A 20,412-nucleotide genomic window follows, 5' to 3' on the forward strand; every position below is an offset into this window, starting at 1 on the left:
AAAGGCTACCGTGGACACACAAGTCTTCTTGAACTTGCAAGCGTCGTTTTATTCTCATAACCTCCCTTAAACAAGGGGAAAATCAAGTTAAAATCTCCCAATTTATTGGGGGGATGCCAGGGAAATCAACGTTTTGCAACTTAACTAAAGACGTGCGAACACCGTATCTTTTAGCCGAAGGAGAAATACAAACAGATGTACACTCCTCCGATTAAATTTATTTTGTATGCTCCGCAGATTAAATTTAATTTTTAAAATAAAAAGAAATTTTCTTAGATAATTGTTACCACTGAGGATCTGCTTCAATTAGTTCTGAAGCTAATTTACTTTCTACAGGTTTGGAAAACAAATATCCTTGACCAAAATCACAATTGAGCGCTCTTAGTTGGGCTAATTGACCGGAAGTTTCTATTCCTTCAGCAATCACATTTATCCCCATCGTATGAGCCATTCTCATAATTGCGGGAACCAGCCCTATATTTTCTTGACTACTTTCCATACGGTTAACGAAAGATTTGTCAATCTTCAGGGTATTAATTGGAAAGCAGTGCAAGTAACTTAAGGAAGAATAACCTGTTCCGAAGTCATCAAGGCTTAACTGAATTTGACGCTTCTTGAGTTCCTGAATAATTGCCATTGCTGATTGGCTATTATTTATAAGGACACTTTCTGTGATTTCTAGTTTTAAGCTTTGTGGACTTAGTTGAGTTTTTTTAAAAATTTCGTCTATTTGCTCAATTAAGTTTGATTGGGAAAACTGCCGACCTGAAAGATTCACGCTAATTGTTAGAGGTTCTTGCGTGAGTTTCTGTTCTTGCCAAATCTTTAATTGCTGGCAAGCTTCCCGCATGACCCAAGTATCAATCTGAGTAATCAAACCTGTTTCTTCTGCAATTGGAATGAAGTCCAATGGAGAAATAAATCCTCGATGGGGATGATTCCAGCGCACTAACGCTTCAAATCCAGCAAGTTTGCCCGTATTCAGTGCAACAATCGGCTGATAATAAACTTGAAATTCTTGTTGATTTATAGCCTTTCGTAGGTCGGTTTCTAACTGTAAAAGCTGGATAGCTTCCTGGTGCATAGCTGGATCAAAAACGTGATACCGAGCTTTGCCATATGTCTTTGCATGGTACATAGCGGTATCTGCATCCCGCAACAAATATTCAGGTTGTTCATAATTAATATTCCCCAGAGCGATGCCAATACTGGCGCTCATGAATACTTCATGTCTGGATAGTTGAAAAGGATGCATCAGTTCTTGAAGAATTCGATCGGCAACTAGGGTAGCAGTGCAGGCATCATTAATTTGTTCAACGATGATTGCAAATTCATCCCCTCCTAATCGCGTTAGCGTATTGACGATGTTCAAACAGGGTTCAAGTCGTCTGGAAAGAGCCTTTTGGACACGCTTGGCAAATGCAATCAGCAGTTCGTCTCCTACCAGATGACCGAGAGAATCGTTGACGACTTTAAAGCGATCGCAATCGAGAAATAACACCGCAAACTGATAATCTGCCTCTTGCTTAGTCCGGCTGAGTGCGTTTTCGAGACGCTCCATGAAGACAGCCCGGTTGGGCAAGCCAGTTAACGGATCGTGCAACGCCATATCTAGCAGTTGGCTCTGGATTCGCTTGCGCTCAAGAATTTCTTCATTGAGTTCTTGATTCGTCCTTTCTAACTGACTGGTACGCTCCTTGACCCGATTTTCAAGCTCTGCGTTCAGTTCCAGAACTTTTACTTGTGCTTCTCTCAGAGCCAGTTGATTCTTGACGCGGACTAACACTTCTTCTACCTGAAACGGCTTGCTGATGTAATCGATTCCACCAACCGTAAAAGCTTTTACCTTGTCAATCGCCTCATCGAGAGCGCTTAAAAAAATTACAGGAATCTCGCGGGTTTGCTCGTTCGCTTTCAGTTTTTCGCAGACCTCATAGCCATTCATTTGAGGCATATTGATGTCGAGCAAAATCAAATCCGGCGGTTTTGCCTGACACGCTTTTAGAGCAGTTTGTCCGTTCGTTACACTGCGAACTTTATAGCCCTGATGACTTAACAAATCGGATAACAGCCGCAGATTGTTTGGCGTATCGTCAACAAGTAGAATATTTCCGTTTAGTGGAAATACGCGATCGCTATTCATTAGATAATTTGTTCGATTAAATCAGTGATCTGTTCAAACTGAAAGTTGTTGACACAATCCACCAGAGCATTGAATATTGGAGCCTTTGACTCCGCGATTTGCTCGGCGAGGCTCAAAATCAACTCCGCATCTGCCTCAATAGCGGCTTGATAGAGAGCTGCAATCCACTCAACAGGCATCTCTTGAAAGAATGAAGGAGTTAGGAGAAACGATGAATTGGGTGTTGAAGTTTCCGTACTCCCCCTAGGTCGAGGGAGGAAGCAACTTTCGCCTTCTAATGACTCTTCATAAAGATAACGTACCCCTAAATGTTGAGCCATTTTTTCAAAGATAATTTCATTCCGGAAAGGTTTGCCGATGAAATCATCGCAGCCTGTTGACAAAATCAGGTTTCGCTGATCTTCAAAGGCACTGGCGGTTATCGCAATAATGACTACTGCCTGACCATTCACATCCGCTTTAATGCGTCGGGTGGCTTCATACCCGTCCATCACTGGCATCCGCATATCCATCCAGATCAGGTGCGGCTGCCAAGTCTTCCACAGGGCAAATGCTTCTAGACCATTTTCGGCTTCGCGCACTTCAAATCCAACATCTGTTAAGAGTTTGACTAGCAGGATGCGATTTTCCAAGCGATCTTCCACAACCAGGATGCGATATTGAAGTTGGTTCGGGACTAAACCAATCACCCTGGGTTGCGGTTGTGTCGTTTGAATATCAGTCGCTTCAGCTTGACGAATCTGGATATCAAATGAAAATCGCGTTCCCCGATCTACTTGGCTGCTGACTGCAATATCTCCTCCCAGAAGTTGCACAAATTTGCGGCTAATTGGTAGACCTAATCCAGTTCCTTGCTGAGATTGCCGACCTGTTTCTGTTTGGGAAAAAGCTTCAAATAATTTGTGTACTTCTTGTGGGGAAATACCAGGGCCGGTATCTTCGACTTCAAACACCAAACGGTGATTGGGAATGGATAATGGGGAATGGGATTTCTGCGGATTATCGATTTGATGTCTAACTCGCAAGGTGACACCGCCGGATGAAGTAAATTTGATGGCATTTCCGAGGAGATTCATCAAGATTTGCCGCAATTTACTTTCATCTGTTTGCACGTATTGAGGAATATCTGGGGCATAGTCTAAGATAATCTGTAATCCCTTGGATTTCGCTTTTAATCGAAACATCTTTTCTAGGTTGTCCAAGAGGCGAATTAAGTCAAAGCAATTTTCATGAATAGTCGTTCTGCCTGCCTCAATCTTGGACATTTCTAGAATGTCGTTGATTAATTCCAAGAGATGTTCGCCACTTCGATTAATGATTCCCAGATATTCCTGATGAGCTTTGGATAGAGATGAGTCAAGGTTCATCACTTGGGTAAAGCCGAGGATGGCATTGAGTGGCGTTCTCAGTTCGTGGCTCATGTTGGCGAGAAATTGGCTCTTGGCGTGGTTGGCAACCTCGGCAGCTTCTTTCGCTCTGCGTAATTCTGCCTCAGCCTGAAAGCGATCGCTAATATCGATCATCAAACCATCCCAGAGAATATTCCCATCCGCTTGCTTTTCCGGTCGAGAATCCCCTTGAATCCATTTGATGTTCCCTTGCACAATAATTCGCCAGATGCCATGCCAATGTTTTAGCGTATTCGCTGAGACAGCGATCGATTCAATGACATTGGGTAAGTCATCTGGATGAACGACATCAAATATTAAAGATATATTCTGCTGAACCGCTTCTGGAGAAAGACCAAAGATTTCTTGGCAAACGGGACTGATATACGGAAAACTCATCATCCCATCCGGGCGCATCATAAATTGATAAATCATGCCCGGTATGTTTGTTGCCAAATTTTGATACCGACTGTTGCTCCGTTGCAATGCCTCCTCGACCCGTTTGCGCTCGATAATTTCAGTGGTGGCTTTTTCAAAGAGCGTGCATTGCTGGATAGCGATCGCCAATTGCACAGATAACTGTCTGAGACATTCGATTTCGGAGGAGTGCCACTCCCTTGCGCCTTCACAGTGCTGGGCAATCAGCAATCCCCACAAATTTTCTCCTTGCAAAATCGGAACCACCAAGTTCGCTTTCACCTCAAACTGGCTGAGTAAATCAATATGGCACTCATTTAGACCCGCGTTGTAAATATCCGCCATCGCTCGAATGCGACCTTGCTGGTAAAGGGGGACATAGGTTTCCACAAAGCAGCCGTCTTGAATATTGCTTCCGACAATTGGCGTCCAATCCTCGCCCACTGACTCGACAGCCACAACCCCGCTCCAGTCTAGATTAAAGTGGTAAATAATTGTCCGATCGGTTGCCAAAAATTGTCGGACTTCATCCACGGCTGTTTTCAAGACTGCCTCTAGGTTAAGAGAGGAGCGAATGCGTTCTTGGATAGTCCCCACCAACCGTTCCCGCAAAAATTGCTGTTGCAAGGCAATTTCCGCTTGTTTGCGATCGCTAATGTCCCGGCAGATGCAAACCCGAAATCCTTCTTCGGTATAAGTCAGAGAAATTTCTAGGAAAAAGGTGCTTCCATCCTGCTTTTTACCGATTGCTTCTCCACACCATTCTCCCTCTCGTAACAGAATGGGAACAACTTCTTGAGCCAAGCGATTAATTTCATCTGGGTAAAAAAGTTTGTGCCAAGTCTTACCCAAAAGGTCATTGATGTTGTCGTATCCAAAAATCTTGATATGAGCATCGTTCAGATAGATGTACTCATCCTCGGCATTGAGAATCGCCATACCATCCAATGCCGACTCTACCGCGACTAACTGCCGCCGCAGTTCGCTTTGAGCATTGACAAGCTCTTCTTGTGCCTGTTGACGAACTCTAATTTCTTGCTGTAGCTGTTGATTTTGGCAGTCGAGATAGGCACGGTGTTGTTTTTCCTGCTCTAAGAGGGAAGCTTGAGCGATCGCAATCCCGACTTGAGCCGCAACAGACTCTAATAGTTCAATCTCGTCTGCTGTCCACTGACGGATGCGATCGCACTGATGCAAGCCAATTGCTCCGTTCGGTTCTCCCTGGTAAGAAGTCCGCACTGCTAGCATCGACTTTAGACCGATCTGGCGGCAAAATGGCTCAACCGCTTCTAAAAGAGGCTCAGCATAAACATCCGGTGAGGAAATGGCAGCATCTTGTGCGAGCATTAGCTGGACATGGGGATTGCCAACGACAGGGATATCCAAAGACAGTAGCGATTGATAACCAGGAGCCACAAACTCAGCGACTATCGGAATTCTGAGTTCCGGTTCCACCACGTAGGTATGAATGAGGCAGCGATCGATCCTGAGTAGCTGAGAAATTTGTTCGGCGGCGGTGGCAAAGATGTGCTGAGGTTCTAAACTAGAGCGGATTTCTTCGGCAATCTGCTTGAGCAGGACAGTCCGGCTAAATTGATTGGTCAGCGCTTCTACTGCCATTCGCTCCTCGGTGATATCCGCTTGAATCCCCACATAGTGAGTCAAGCACCCTAAAGCATCTCGCACCGGAGCAATAGAAAATTCATTCCAAAATAAGCTGCCGTCTTGGCGATAGTTCCGCAGCACAACGCGACACTCTCTTGCTTCGCGCAGTGCCAGCCGCAGCTCCTCAAGAGCGGGTTGGGTGGTGTCGGGTCCCTGTAAAAAGCGGCAATTTTTGCCCAGAGTTTCTGCTGCCGAGTAACCCGTGATGGACTCAAAAGCTGGATTGACGTAAATCACTGGCGTGTCGGGCAGTTGGGCATCGCTAATGACAATACCATTGCTAGAAGCGGCGATCGCTCGCTCCAGCAGTCGCAGCCGATCTTCTGAGTGCTTGCGATCGCTGATGTTTAAGGAATACCCAACGCACTCAATGGGATTACCCGCTTCGTCTTTGACCAATTTCATCTGATCGTAGAGCCAGCGATAAGTTCCGTCCTTGTGCAAAAAGCGGTATTCGTAGGCGTAATCTCCTGTAACAAACAGTCGCGGTAATTCAGCAAAGACGCGACTAACATCTTCTGGATGGATGTGGCTTGCCCAAAAAGTTCCATCTTCGAGAAATTCTTGGGCTTCATAGCCTAAAACTGTCTTGATATTCTCACTGACAAAGGTGATGTCATAATTCCCCGATGCCTTGCAGCTATAAATAATTCCCGGACTAGAGGTGAGCAGATGTTGCAGGCGTTCGGTCGCCGAGCGCAGTGCCACCTCCGCTTGTTTACGAGCAGTGATTTCCATCACCACTCCCCCAACGCCAGAAAGCCGATTATCCTCGTCTGGTATGGGAAAGAAAGAAACCATCCAGTCTCGAACAATACCCGGTTGGCTCGGTACTTCACCGCTGATTTCTTGGTTGAGAATAGATTCGCCTGTTGCGAACATTCGCCGATAGAGAGGTTCCAGCTTAGGGGCGATATCGGGGATGACTTCACAGAGGCTCTTGCCAATCATGTCACCCGCAGGGAAACCATTCACCTCTGCCAGGAGTTCGTTGATTTGCACAAATCGCAGTTGCTCGTCCATGATGCTCAATCCGACAGGAGCCGAGCTAAAAAAGGCATTCAGGCGAGCTTCCCGCAAGGCGAGTTCTCGTTCTAAGGCAATGCGAACGACTTCGTCGCGCTTCGCTCCGCTAACGTCTTTATGCGTCCCCGTCATCCGCAGCGCCACACCAGAGCGATCGCGCTCCATTACCTTACCATGACACAAAATCCACTTCCATTCGCCTGATTTTGAGCGCATCCGCAATTCAATTTCGGAAATGGGTGTTTTACCTTCCCGATGCAAGGTTAAAGAGTCTATCGCCCGAGAGGTATCCTCTGGATGTACTAGCCGCTCCCAGGACTGGTAACTGTTCTCAATCTCCTCTGGCTCATACCCCAGCATCTTCTTGCATTGCCGGTCGAAATACATCTCTCCGGTCGTTAAATTCCAATCCCATATCCCTAAAGCACTCCCATCTAACGCCATTTGCAGCCGTTCTTCGCTGCTTCTGAGAGCGGCTTCGGCAAGTTTGCGCTCAATCAGCCAACCTAACTGAGCCGCAACTGCACTTACTAGCTCAAACAAATGTCGATCTTCTGCACTTTTGCCACGCTTAAAGAAAACTAAAACTGCCAACACTCGCTGATTGGCGAGAATTGGCACGCCCAAACCCGTCTTTAATCCAACTTTTGCGGCGATTTGCGATCGCACAAAGGTTTCCTGCGTGGCTTCGGAAACATCTTCGACCCATTCTGGTTGCTGCGATGACCAAACGCGCCCTGGCAGACCCACGTTGGATCTAAATGTGACTGTTTCGCTATGGCGTCGGAATTCTTCAACCGAGCTATGTTGCAAAGCGACGACCGCATCGCGATCGCACCCGTACCAACCCGGACTATTTTTTAAAACTGTACCATCATCACACGGAACCCAAGTTTCTCCCAAATCCCAGCCGATTGTCGTACAAATTAACCGCAAAATAATTGCTAAAGCAGTATCAACGTCAACAGAACGATTGATGGCTTGGGTTGCTTCCAGCAACAGACGAATTTCAACTTCTGCTTGCTTTCTTTCAGTAATATCACTTGTCGTGCCGAGAATCTGCTTCACCTTGCCGTCAGCGGTTCTCGCAAACAGACTATCCCGATTGAGCAGAGTCCGCCATTCTCCATTTCGATGCCTCATCCGGTACTCATTCTCAAAGATTTCGCTGTCAGCGGCGTCCTCGAATTGTTGGAAATATTCCGGCAGTCTGGCGAAATCGTCAGGGTGCATCAGGTTTTGGAAACCTAACCCCATTTCTTGAATTTCTTGGGGCGTATACCCTAAAGTCGCGCCGATTTCACGATTAATATAAACATTACGCTGCTCGCTCAGATCGTAGAGAAACAAAACATTGGGACTGGCTTCAGCAATCCGCTCAATGAAATGCTGACTCTGGAGTAACTCCTGCTGTGTCTGTTTATGTTCGGCGATTTCAGATTCTAGATTATGCAGCGTTTTTAATAACTCGGCGGTGCGATCGCTGACCCGAATTTCTAACTCATCGTTGACGCGGCGTAAAGCTTCTTCTGCCTGCACCCGGATTGCAATCTCGCTCTGGAGTTCCTGGTTGAGAATCTCTAGTTGTTCGGGCGTTTCCAAAGCCAGGAATTGCGGCAGCAGCGTTACCATTTGTAGAGCCGTGTAGCAGGAAACCAAGGCAGTCATCGCTTGCTCAATTCCTGTCAGCCAGTAAACTGGATGCCAAAGCGTCCAGATTTCCATCAGGTGCCCGGTACCGCAGAGAATAGTAAAGGCTCCAAATAAGGCAAATATCCCTTGAAAGGGAATATCTTTCCGCTTGTGGATGAAGTAGATGAGCATCGCCGGAATTGAGAAATAGGCGATCGCAATCAACAAGTCAGAAACCAGGTGAAGCCATACCAGTTTCGTTTGCCAAAGGTAGCAGTGACCGTGAGGGATAAATTGTCCTGAAGAAAACAATTCTTTTAAAAGCTTCCACATATTACGATCTTTGGCTATAATTCGGAGTTATTCCCGATGCATAAAGATACGGTTAGATAAGCTTCCCAGCTTTAGCTTTTGCCGCGACCCCTCAAGCGCATTCGACTCAGAGTTGAAGCTCAAACTGATGGATAGCTGAGTCTTGGGTTTCCATAACAGCGAGTAATATGCAGAAGAATCTGCTAGAGATTGAGCAAGTTGAGTCAGTACAACACTTGATTCAAGATTGATTCCCCATCTTTAGATAGATATTCTTCATTATTAAACATGACAATTCTATTTGGGTAAGTCAAGGGAAGAATTTAGTTTTATCTGTCTGTCTCGAACCCCTCTTCCCCCCAGATCAGCTAAATTTGCTTGTCCATACTTGGTGGGAGAGGCAGTTTAAGGTTTATGAATTTTGTTTGTATACGTGACAACAACTATTCTAGCGATCGTCTACATAAAGCCTTTCTTCATAACTGCTTTTATCAAACTAAAACGGTTGAGTCAGATTCTGGTAAATTTGCCAAGATTTAGGTGGAATCTCTAGATTGCCCTAAATTGGGCATTGCTAAATCAAAGTTTAATTTAGCAATGTCAGGTAAAGGATCGCGATCGCAAAACGGTTGTCACCTTGCAACCTCGCTTTGTAAATGTGGAAAAAGTGAAACTTGCCGCTGAGTGACAAGCTATTAATTAAAAAATTTTTCTTCAGTTGATGAGAGACATAAAAGCCCGATCCCTGACTCACTCCTCGCAGAAACTTGGTTAGCAAAGTCCATGTGAAGCCAAGCAATCTTCAACTGGCAGCAAAAAGATATAGAAATATTTAAGAATCCGCTCAAATACTATTGAGAAATTAGGTTGAGGGTAGACTGATTGATGGCAGCGATCGCTCTACAACTTAGGAGTTGCCATTGGGGCAATTATACGCTGATCGTGATTGACTCTCCCGACTGATAGGGCTGGGGTGTCGATTCATTAAGTGCGAAAGGGAAATTAAGATTCAAGGCAGTATGGACGAGAAAGCGATCGCTGGTCAGCTCGCTCTAGAATCTCTTCCCGGTTCATCTGCATTTAAAGCTCAGCGAGAGGAGCCAGCGGCACAGACTCAGACCCATTAAGGCGCTCCAATTCACTGCTCGTTGCTATACCAATTCTCTAGGATTCGTGAAGGAAAAATCGGGGAGCTAAATCCTCCCATCTCACTACTGAAATAGGATTCCTATATACCCATAATTGTGCAATTCATTAATCAATCGATTAACTATTAGCAATCTCAAGCAAAACAAACTCAATAAATTTTTTAGCCGTCTATCCTTGTCTCTATCAAACTATTATTGCTGTTCAATTGAGAATTTGTGAGAATTGTCGGGTTTGAACTTTCAGTTGCATCGTTTCCGACATCAAAACTGACCGTATAAACAGATGCATCAGGCGCGTACACTTCAATTTTGTAATTGCCAGCAGAAGGCAGCAATGCTTGCCACTGTGCGCCATCGGTAATCGTCCCGACCGTTTGCCCTTCCGGATCGATTACGGTGATATTGACGTTGCCTTCTACCGCTGCCACTGTCAATAGCTGCCCCTCAGTGGCGGAAAGAGAGAAAGAGTGGCACTGATTAGGTTCTAAGTTGCCACCCATCGTTGTTTGTGTAGAACCTGAGTGGAAGCTGATTTCCTGAGTGAATAGCGTATCTGCTGGGATTGACTCCTCTGGGGGGCAGTTATCTATCGGTGCTGAAAGCGTCTCTTGGGGAGTTTTAGGTTGCTCTTGTTTTCTTCTTTTTGGAGCCAGCCGACAGACGATCTTGGAGCCGCCGCTACCTAGCAAACCCAGCGCTGGTGCTGCGACAGGTACCCAACCTGCCTGCATAAAGAAATAGAAGCCGGTAACGAACAAAATGCCCAGCGTTGCAGTTCCAACCACAATCAATCGCAGGGGATGACGGATTCGCCAAGCTAAAATGCCGCCAACGGCTGCCCATCCCACAATCCATAGCACCTCAACCCATTCCGACCAAGACCAAAACAAAGGTCGCTTGTCTAGAACAACGCTGAGGATTTGGCTGACGGTCTGTGCTTGCACCCTTACCCCAAACATCTTACGACTGCCCCCGTAGGGGGTATAAAAAACGTTATCAACTGTGGGTGAGGTGACACCGATCAGAACAATGCGATCTTTAACCCAATCGGGGTTAATCTGACCTTTCAAAACTTCAGTGAGCGTTACCTGCTGGGCGATATTATGAGCGGAGCGATAATCGAGCAGGATCTGGTAGCCGCCTGAATCTGCCTGCTGGTATCCTCCAAAATTGGCTTCTAGGGGTTTGAAGACAATTGAATTGAGCTGGAGATAATTTTTTGGGTGCGGTTGTGCCTCGATTCCCAGTTGTTCAAGGTAGCGCAGTGCCAGACGCGCACCGAGGGAGTAGGGGGTCTTACAGGCACCGACATCGGAAGTCGCAAACAGGAGACTGCGGCGAACGGCGTTATCGGGATCGATCACCAAATCGTCGAAGCTAAGGCGGTCTTCCGGGACAATTTTTGGCGGTGCAACTCCAGGATTATCAATATCGCTGATTTTGCAGACGGTAATGATGCGATCGCTCTTTTGTAATTGCTTGGATAATTCTGCATGACCGGGTTCCATCGGGATGTCGCGGTAGATATCCAAACCGATGACTCGTGGTTGATGCCGTTCTAGTTGCGCTAACAGCTGATGCAGAGTCTGGTCGGATAGCGGATATCTGTTTTGAGCTTTGATATCTGCTTCGGTGATTTCGACGACCAGGAGGCGAGGATCTGGCCCTTCCATTGGGGATGAACGATCTAAGTCGCCCAATACCCGTGTCGCAAACCGTAACCGCACCATCTGATCGAAGGTTGCCAGTTCCAAGGACTGCAAACCTCCCAGTTGCCTCACCCCTAGCAACAAGCTGGTAGCAAGGATACTGGCGATCGCTAAACGGATCGGCGATGCCTTTTTCTCAAGGACACCCGCGCGATCGCTAATTTTTTCCCCGCTTTTGTCGGCAATATTTTCTGGATCAAATTTTTCTGCAACGGGCGTATTTTCAGATAACGATACCTCTGTCAATGAAGCGATCGCTTGGCTGACTTCTGTAGCGGACTGGTAGCGATCGCGGAAGTGGTATCGTACCATCTTGTCTAAAATTGCTGCTAGGCGATCGCTGACCTTTACTTTATCCCGCCAAATAATCTCAGAGGTTTCAGGATCTTCTGGTAGCTGGTTCGGTCTTAACCCAGTCAGCAGTTGGATGGCAGTGATCCCCAAGGCATAGATATCGCTGCTGTATTTTGGCTTACCCGCTAGTTGTTCGCTCGGCACATAACCTTGAGTGCCAATTCCGACTGTAATGCTGGTCTGATCGGTTCCACTCGTCAACTGGGTGCGGATTTCCTTGACCGCGCCAAAGTCAATTAAAACTAATTTGCCGTCCTGTCGCCGCCGGATCAAATTGCTCGGCTTGATGTCGCGGTGGATGACTTGATAAGCATGAACAAACTCCAGGATGCCCAGTACATCCTGCAAGAACTGAATAATTTCAGATTCGCTCAGTCGCGTACCTTGGTGCAATTCATCGCTCAGCGGCGAACCTTCAATGAACTCCTGCACCAGGTAAAATTGTTGATCTTGTTCAAAGTAAGCTAGCAGATGAGGGATTTGTTGGTGGTGGCCCAGTTTTTCAAGCGTTTTTGCCTCGGTTTTGAACATCCGTCGAGCCACCTGCAAAAAAGCAGGATCTTGACGAGCAGGTTTGAGGTGCTTTACAACACACTTAGGGTTTCTCGGTCGCTGCGTATCCTCGGCAATGTAAGTTTGACTAAATCCTCCAGCTCCTAGGACTTTGACAACTTTATAGCGCCCTCCCAGTTGTGTTCCCAGCATGGTCGCTCAGTATGCATCAATCCTGATTTTGGCATACAACTCAGTTTTGCTGAGCTTGGTTATTTATCTGTTGTCAGTTGTCGCTCGTTAATGATTTTTCTCATCCCCGTGACAAGTCGTTCTTAATTGCTTGTCAACAAGATTTCCGATAGCCGTATGGTAGTAAGAAGCGATGCTTGTTACCAACTTTTCCAAATGCAGATGATTCAAGGTACAACCAAACTTTTAGGGGTGATTGGTCATCCCATCGGGCATTCCCTATCGCCGGTGATGCACAATGCGGCGATCGCTCATTTAGGATTAGATTGCGTTTATGTACCTTTGTCGGTCGCGCCGGAAGATTTAGAGAAAGCGATCGCCGGTTTTGCCGCAATGGATAATTTTGTGGGCTTTAGCGTTACCATTCCCCACAAACAGGCAATTATCCCCCTGCTATCAGAAGTATCCGACATTGCCCAAGCGATAGGAGCTGTCAACACCGTTACGAAGACGGATAAGGGATGGATGGGCACGAATACGGATGTTGAAGGCTTCCTCGCCCCCCTGGAAGCTGACCAGGGCGATTGGAGCCAAAGTCTAGCGGTCATTTTAGGCAATGGTGGTGCGGCGCGGGCAGTGGTTGCCGGTTGTAAAAAGCTGGGTTGTGCCCAAATCCATGTTGTTGGGCGAAACCGGGAGAATTTAACCGCTTTTCAAAATAGCTGGCGCAATTCATCTTTACCAGTAGAAATCAGCACCCATTCTTGGGAAGAACTCCCGAATCTGATTTCTCAAGCATCTTTGTTAGTCAATACAACACCTGTTGGGATGTACCCGAAGGTTGACGAGTCTCCCTTAGACGCAGAAGCGGTCGCCAATTTGCCAGAAGGCGCGATCGGTTACGATCTGATTTACAAACCCAACCCTACCCGGTTTCTGCAACAAGCACAAAGACAAGGCGCAATTATCATTGATGGACTGGAAATGCTCGTCCAACAAGGAGCCGCCGCCCTGAAAATCTGGTTAAACCGCGAGCCGCCAGTGGACGTGATGCGCCAATCTCTACAAAAACAATTAAAACTTAAAAATTAAACGCAGTGTGCAATTTTCTGTATTTCTCCCCAATTTATCGGGGGTTGCAGGGAGCTGGCAAAATTTGCTTGACATTTTGCTCTCCCAACCCTTAAAAAAAGGGGCTAAGAAAAAGTTGCACATGGCGTAAATTTAGCAAAAATGCACTGACGAGTAAATTTGCGGCTATACAAACCAAGCCGTTGCTTCGGCAGGCTTTTTTACGCGAATTTTTACTTAAATATTACAATTTATTGAAATTTTATCTTTAAATGCAAAATGTAGTGTTTTTCGAGTTTCACTTAACATATCCTATCCTTCTTCTACTTCAATTTCGCAGGATTTGTAGTAGCTTAGACATCACTTGACTCAATTTTTACAGATTGAGCCGTAAACCTACCCATTAATTTAAAGATTACGTAAAGATACTTTCATAAGGATGTGGTATTAAGTACTTGTTGCGTAGTAAAGAACAGCCCTAAAACCGTAAGATTTCCTACCTTACAGAAGCCGCTAATTTTTATGACTCTCAAGATTAGAAGGTCAGGCTTCAGGGAAGAGTGGGCTGGCTGAGTCAAAAACATCGCTCAATTTCTAAGTTTAGCTTCAAGTATTTGATTTTATTGACTTTGGAGAGGATTAAAGGGTATATGGTGGAAAGCCGCAAAGATATTAGAAACAATCCCACGCTTCCTGGATTGCCACCCCTATTGCGGGTTCCATCAGAATCATTGCAAATCTCTGGATTAGCTTCTCCCCCAGCTTTAGCAGGCTCTAAGAATTTCCAGAAACTAGGGGGCGATCACGGGTACGCACATACGCGCCCGATCCCGCGCCCAATCCGTTTTTCTTTAGTGCTTCCCACCTATAACGAAGGTGACAACATCCGGGAGATTGTTCGGTTACTGACTCAGTTGTTGGATGGAGCTATCCCAAATGACTATGAACTGATTGTGGTCGATGATAATAGCCCCGACGGAACTTGGGAAATCGCTCAGGTTCTGATGTTGGAGTATCCGCATCTACGAGTGATGCGGCGGGTTGAAGAACGAGGACTTTCGACAGCGGTAATTCGCGGCTGGCAGGCAGCGAGGGGAGAGATATTAGGTGTCATTGATGCCGATCTCCAGCATCCACCAGAGTTGTTATTGCAGCTGTTAGCGAAAATGGATCGGGGCGCAGATTTGGCAGCGGCTAGTCGTCATGTGGAAGGTGGCGGCGTCAGCGACTGGAGTATTGTACGTAGATTTTTATCTCGTGGTGCCCAGATGCTGGGGTTAATACTGCTGCCTGGAGTAGTGGGTCGTGTCTCCGATCCGATGAGTGGTTATTTTTTGGTACGCCGCGAGTGCTTGGTGGGAAAAACACTGAGTCCGGTAGGTTATAAGATTTTGATTGAGGTGCTGGGTCGGGGGGATATCCGTTGGATTGCTGAAGCAGGCTACGTGTTTCAAGAACGCCAAGCGGGGGAAAGTAAGGTCAGTGCGAAGCAATATGTAGATTATCTGCGACATCTACTGAGGTTGCGCCTTTCCCGCTGGCCCATTGGTCGGTTTCTCCGATTTGGTGCAGTCGGTTTCAGTGGCGTATTTGTAGATATGGCAGTGTTTTATTTGCTGCGTACCCAAGTGGGATTGGGACTGACGACCAGTGCAGCTTTGGCTTCGGAGTTGGCAATTATCAATAATTTCTTGTGGAATGACAGCTGGACTTTTGCTGACATTTCCAGTCGCCAACAGGGATGGAACAAGCGGTTCAAGCGGCTGTTGAAATTTAATCTGGTCTGTCTGAGTGGGCTGGTATTAAACCTTTTGATCCTGAATTTGCTGTTCAATGTCCTGGGTGTTAATCAGTATGTTGCCAAGCTGATTGCGATCGCTGCGGTGACTTTGTGGAATTTCTGGATCAACTTGAAGCTCAGCTGGCGGGTGACGGAAACCAAGTAATCTGAGTCTTTAATCATTAAACCTCTTGCAAATTAAGCAGGCTGGGATTGCTCATAGTTATACAAGGCAGCAATGAGGTTATCGCTCTTCTGTCACTCTAGGCAGCAGAAAATAGGAACTCGTTCATTTGAAGAGGTATGGGAACTGCACCATGAAAGTAATTCATAAGCGCGATCAATCGTGAAAATCCCAAAGATAGAGCCGGAATGGGAAAGACTTACGAGCCTTGGTCGAATCAAGTTAAATAGGACAAAGGGTTGAAGGACTAAACGAAGATTATTTAACAAATTCTTCCATCCAGTTCCTTCATCCCACCAAGGATGCCTAAAAAATTTCTTAACCACAACAGAAGGTTTATCATCCCCCGGAAAATCGGGTCGTGGGTTTAGTGAAGCTGAGTGCAGACTGACTAGCAGATAAGCGCTCATTACCACTTCCCACCATTTCTGAATCTGAGCATAATCAGTAACGCGAAAATCCGCCCAACCCAGTTCATTTTTACTTTGCTTTAAGCCATATTCCACCCAATTTCGCAATCCGTAAAGATTACCCACTTGGTGATATTTGATTTCTGGGGCATGAGTCATTACATACCAAGTTGAGTTTTTAGGTAACGTTTGGGGGTCAGTTGTTATTTCCCAGAACTGAGTGGCACGACGCTTGCCAAAAATAATCTCACGGATATATCTCTGCTGGGTTGTGCCATCTGAAAATATCCGCTTAAATTCTCTCCAACGATTGCAGCGCACCCGTTGCTCCTTGGGCAACCAGACGGCGTGATTACTGCCAATAGCTACAACAAAAGGTAGCTTCAACTCGTACAACACATCAATGAAGTTACTGCCACTTTCTCCATATAAACTATCAGCCAGGACGAGCTTGAACCCAAAGCCCCATGCTTGTAATTGTCGAATCATACCAGCGGCAATTTCCGGTTTACTCAAGTAGGTATCTCCGACTTGGAGGCGTTCTTTGGGGTTGTATACTTCAAAGATTAATGGGAAGGTAATTCCGTCAATTACTCCATAAGCTGTAACCGCCACAATTCCATTCTCAATCTTGCCTAAATTTCCAATATATTGTCGTTTGACATAATCCGTATCATCCCCTTTCTTGCGGTCACCCGTTTCATCAATAATTAGGATGATTTCTCGTCCCTCTAAAACTTGTAAAATTAGCTTTATTCGTTGCTCCCTCAACTGTTCTACCTTCCAGGAAGATGTCGTGAGAAAGTGATGCAATGATTGTTCCTGCTCTAGCCCCGCTAAAGATAGCTATTGCAGGTAGGCTTTTCCTCTTAATATCTGTTAGCATCCCGATATGCAGATGCTTAAAAGCTTCAAAGCTTCTGACTTCTGAAAACAGTGATTTATACCATTGGCAGTAATCATCTACGAATTTCACGGTCGGCTTGGCTTGACGTGGCTCTGTCATATGCTACTTCTGGCTTTGAGCGGTTTTAGCTCATTATCCTCCCTCCAAAGTGACAGAAGAGCGTTAGGTTTAAAGATTGTAAAACGGGGGGTTATAACTTGGAATCGACTCAGACTACAGGTCAACGTTTAATCGCCTTAATTTTACTCCTGGCTATTGCCTACACCTGTGCGGTTTTAGCGGGTCGCCGTTCCCGAACTATGGGTTTACAAAAATACCTGGGTCCCCTTCAACAATTAAAGCGAATTCCCCGTCGTCATAGTACGTTTTGGATTGGATTATATGGTCATTTATGGATTGGTGCTATGGAGTCTTGGTCAGAATTAGCCGTAGCACTCATGGCTCTCAAGCCTCATAAACTTCTCTATTTTCACAAAGGTCTACGTGCTATGACACTTATCAAGTCTGCTTTATAGGCTTCTTGTCACCCCGTCAGGTGGTTTTGCTTACGAGTCACCTAATAGCTGGTCTCTATAATTATGAGTTGAAATTCGCTGCATCATCCTAATTCCGCAAGAGTTCTATTAGCCCTGAGTTATTCGTCCTGAATCCATCTATGGCTCTTGACCCATAACTCTTAACCAATAAAAAAAAGGCGATCGCATTAAGGGCGATCGCCTTTTTTCTATTTCTCCCCTACTAAACTTTCCCTGACTGTAGGAAAAGTCTCTAGAATCCAGTCAAACAAGTACACTCATAACCGAGAGTTGTAGGGTTACTTCTCGTTCTGGATAACACTCAAACTCCGATGAGAATTAATCAATAATTTGTGGACTGGGAGTTTGGGCATTGACATCTGCCTGAGACAAGTTAGGAATCGTCCAATTTGTTTCACCCGTTTTGAACACATGAGCAGGAGTCAGATTCAATTCAATTGCACCCGTTGCACGATTTGTTCTCACAATTGATTGAGTTCCGTCCACAAACTTGACTGCAACGGGTTCAGTCAACGCTTGTGCTTGAGCATTGGGACCGAGAACCACTTGAGTTCCCGCAGGTAGATAATATCCATCGCAATCCCAATCATCATCCGTTTCCTCACCCGCAGCCAGGTAATAGAGTTGTGTCGGAGACTTCTTCGGCTTGTTGGCATAGACAGCCACTGTGCCAGGGGTTTCGTTATGGCACTGTGCCCGCTTTCGAGCCGTTTCCATCACGTACTTCTGCTGTTGCAACTGGCTGAGCGTTTGCTGATAGGTTTCGGGCGTGTAACCCGCTTGATCTGGATTATCCTTGGCTTGTAGTAATTGATTGATGGCTTGCGTTACTTCCGCGTAATCCGTTCCTTTCGTGAAGTCTTTACCTGCCCATGAGGGAGGAGCAATCATGAGGTTGACCAGAAGCACGAGCGCGACGAGAGCAATTTTGATAAATTTCATGGAATTCTCCTTACTTTGAGATAACTGGACATTCCAACTAAAAATGTGATTCAAAAGTTGAAAACTATCTTAAGCCAGGTGTGCAAGAAAGAAATATCAGTTTAAAACCGCACACCGTTTGTCTACTTCAGAACTTTCAAAACTGGTGCTTGGGCTTGTAGCGTTTGATTAATTGTGGTTCCTAGTTTTAACAGATAAAGACCACTAATTACGAGCGTCAGTACTGCCAATCCTGGATTTTCTAAAGTGCCGCTATCAAATAGAATTAACACCCCTAAGCTAATCAGAACAAAAGGGACTAGATGGTTGCCGTAACGAGTCAGATTATCTGCGATCGCAGGAATTTGGGTTAATTTGTAAGAGGCAAGACACCACACACCCACCAGCGAGAAAAATACTCCTAGAATGATGACTAGATTTTCCCAGGTGCAGCTTGCAAACAGCGGCATATAGATTCCAATGTTATCGCCGCCATTCGCAAAAGTTACCGCTGCTACGCTATACGCCTGGGGTGCGATGAAACTGCTAAACCAGGCTGGTTGAGCTGGCGTTTCGTCTGAGTCAGCATCATCTTCTGTATTAGAATTCACTAAGCGGCTGATGCCGATCTCAATCGGAACCAATCCTAACATTCCAATACAGGGACGCGGCAACAACAAACTGCCAAAGAAACTGGGAAGGCTGGCGAGAACGAGGGCGGCAAAGCCAAGATACTGTCCGGCAATGATGTGGCGTTTGCGAAAGAGGGTATTAACCTGGGAAAAGAACAGCATCAGAATCAAAATGTCATCCAGGTTAGTTGCTGTGAAGGCGGTAAAGCCGGTTGAAATTGCCGCGAAAAGTCCGTTCATGTTCAGTTCATGCTCCAAATTCTGTTGTGTCTATCCGAACTTTTGGCGCGACGCTGTAGCAATCCTGTTGGGATTGTGAGAGATGTTTTGAAGAGAATACGTCTCACAACGAAGCTCAAAACCTACGAATGACGAAAGGATTAATAAATAAGCCACGAGAATCGTAAAGGCATCATTTTTAGCATTTCTAGCTAGTCGTTGACCGTTACTTCGAGCTAAATTATTGAAAATGTTTAGGAAGCCTGTTTTCTGGAGTGGCTATTGAGAACAGCCACCGTTGCAATCTTGTTGGAGTGATGCTCCAACTCATTCAAGTCTTGAGCCGGTACGAACACAACCTTGACTTCGCTCGCTGCTTGGTGTTGTTGCTTGATTAATACAGTTAGCTCGTCTAGTTTCTTGGCATAGTCAGCATCCAGCTTTTCGTGGATCAGTTCGAGGTTTTGAGCGGCTTGTAACGTGATCTGGTAGTTGTGATTCGCACTTTCCCGATCTTCTTCTGATTGGCGGTTCTGGCTCATCAAGACGACGGGAGCGGTATAAGCAGAGGCAAAGGAGAATACCAGGTTCAACATCATGAAGGGAGACTCATCCCAGTGAGGCAGTCCCGGTATCAGGTTGCAACCTACCCATCCAGCAAGAACGGTTGATTGTCCAATCAGAAACGCCCAGGAACCCACTTTAGTTGCCATTTTGTCTGCCACCTTTTGCCCAAACGTTAAGGGCTTCTTCTCAGGTGGTTTAATTTTTGAAAATTGTGGTTGTGTCAGAACGACAGGGGCTTGTTGCGATTCGTTGATACCGGGTTGACTGGATTGAGTGGAGTTCATGCTGTTACCTCTTGCAACTTCAAATTCGTTTAATGCTTTGATGAGTGCGCTTAGGGGTTTTTTGTATTTGTGCTGCACTTGCTATAGTTTCACTGTATGGCGCTTAAAGTATAAGAGCAAATACTCTTTCTTGTTGAATTAATAAATTGAAGTGATTGACTTAGGCTAAGCGTTATGAATTCGACTTTTCCAACCCTGGTTGTTACCCAGAACAGCGTTGGTGCAAATTGCGGGTAATTTCAGTAATGCCAGTTGCTCAATCAATTGAGTTTATCGATTCAACAAAAAAGAGTGTTTGCTTTTATAAATTACGCTTAATGTGAATTATGAGGAACAAGCACCAGCTTGACGAAAAGTTAACACATCAATGGCAAAGCGCCGTTTGAGTAACAATCGTAAGGTATGACTTGCCAATTTAGCGGC

General features: G+C 45.8%; 9 protein-coding genes and 1 pseudogene. 3 read left to right on the forward strand and 7 right to left on the reverse strand.

What is annotated here, in order from left to right; genetic code table 11:
• Positions 1–283 precede the first annotated feature (283 nt).
• The 3 genes from NC996_RS19640 to NC996_RS19650 all read right to left on the reverse strand — a co-directional run bounded on the left by NC996_RS19640 (position 284) and on the right by NC996_RS19650 (position 12,499).
• Positions 284–2,143: a GGDEF domain-containing response regulator gene (locus NC996_RS19640; RefSeq protein WP_190687838.1), complete on the reverse strand. Its 1,860-nt coding sequence runs from the start codon at positions 2,141–2,143 to the stop codon at positions 284–286.
• Positions 2,143–8,604: a PAS domain-containing protein gene (locus NC996_RS19645; protein WP_190687841.1), complete on the reverse strand. Its 6,462-nt coding sequence runs from the start codon at positions 8,602–8,604 to the stop codon at positions 2,143–2,145. Before NC996_RS19645 ends, NC996_RS19640 begins: the two co-directional genes overlap by 1 nt.
• Before the next feature lie 1,288 nt (positions 8,605–9,892).
• Positions 9,893–12,499: a CHASE2 domain-containing protein gene (locus tag NC996_RS19650; protein WP_190687846.1), complete on the reverse strand. Its 2,607-nt coding sequence runs from the start codon at positions 12,497–12,499 to the stop codon at positions 9,893–9,895.
• 201 nt (positions 12,500–12,700) lie between these two features.
• Between NC996_RS19650 and NC996_RS19655 the strand changes: the two genes are divergently transcribed.
• Both NC996_RS19655 and NC996_RS19660 read left to right on the forward strand, forming a co-directional pair.
• A complete protein-coding gene (locus NC996_RS19655) occupies positions 12,701–13,570 on the forward strand; it encodes a shikimate dehydrogenase (RefSeq protein ID WP_190687870.1) in 870 nt (289 codons plus the stop codon).
• Between the two features lie 629 nt (positions 13,571–14,199).
• Complete coding sequence (locus NC996_RS19660; protein WP_190687849.1) at positions 14,200–15,495, forward strand: glycosyltransferase; 1,296 nt, start codon at positions 14,200–14,202, stop codon at positions 15,493–15,495.
• Positions 15,496–15,592: 97 nt separating this feature from the next.
• Here the strand turns inward: NC996_RS19660 and NC996_RS19665 are convergent.
• Positions 15,593–16,929: pseudogene (locus tag NC996_RS19665) on the reverse strand (IS701 family transposase).
• A gap of 98 nt (positions 16,930–17,027) precedes the next feature.
• On the opposite strand from NC996_RS19665, the gene NC996_RS19670 reads away from it, so the two are divergent.
• Positions 17,028–17,345, forward strand: coding sequence for a hypothetical protein (locus NC996_RS19670; RefSeq protein ID WP_199303232.1), 318 nt, complete (start codon positions 17,028–17,030; stop codon positions 17,343–17,345).
• Between the two features lie 339 nt (positions 17,346–17,684).
• Here the strand turns inward: NC996_RS19670 and NC996_RS19675 are convergent, their stop codons facing one another.
• The 3 genes from NC996_RS19675 to NC996_RS19685 form a co-directional block, all read right to left on the reverse strand.
• Positions 17,685–18,308, reverse strand: a complete 624-nt coding sequence (locus tag NC996_RS19675; RefSeq protein ID WP_190687852.1) for a hypothetical protein — start codon at positions 18,306–18,308, stop codon at positions 17,685–17,687.
• 122 nt (positions 18,309–18,430) lie between these two features.
• Complete coding sequence (locus tag NC996_RS19680; RefSeq protein ID WP_190687855.1) at positions 18,431–19,159, reverse strand: cadmium resistance transporter; 729 nt, start codon at positions 19,157–19,159, stop codon at positions 18,431–18,433.
• 233 nt (positions 19,160–19,392) lie between these two features.
• Positions 19,393–19,989, reverse strand: a complete 597-nt coding sequence (locus tag NC996_RS19685; RefSeq protein ID WP_190674768.1) for a DUF1003 domain-containing protein — start codon at positions 19,987–19,989, stop codon at positions 19,393–19,395.
• Positions 19,990–20,412 lie beyond the last annotated feature (423 nt).

The sequence above is a fragment of the Trichocoleus sp. ST-U2 genome (assembly GCF_039961875.1).
In the GTDB taxonomy this organism is placed as follows: domain Bacteria; phylum Cyanobacteriota; class Cyanobacteriia; order Cyanobacteriales; family FACHB-T130; genus FACHB-T130.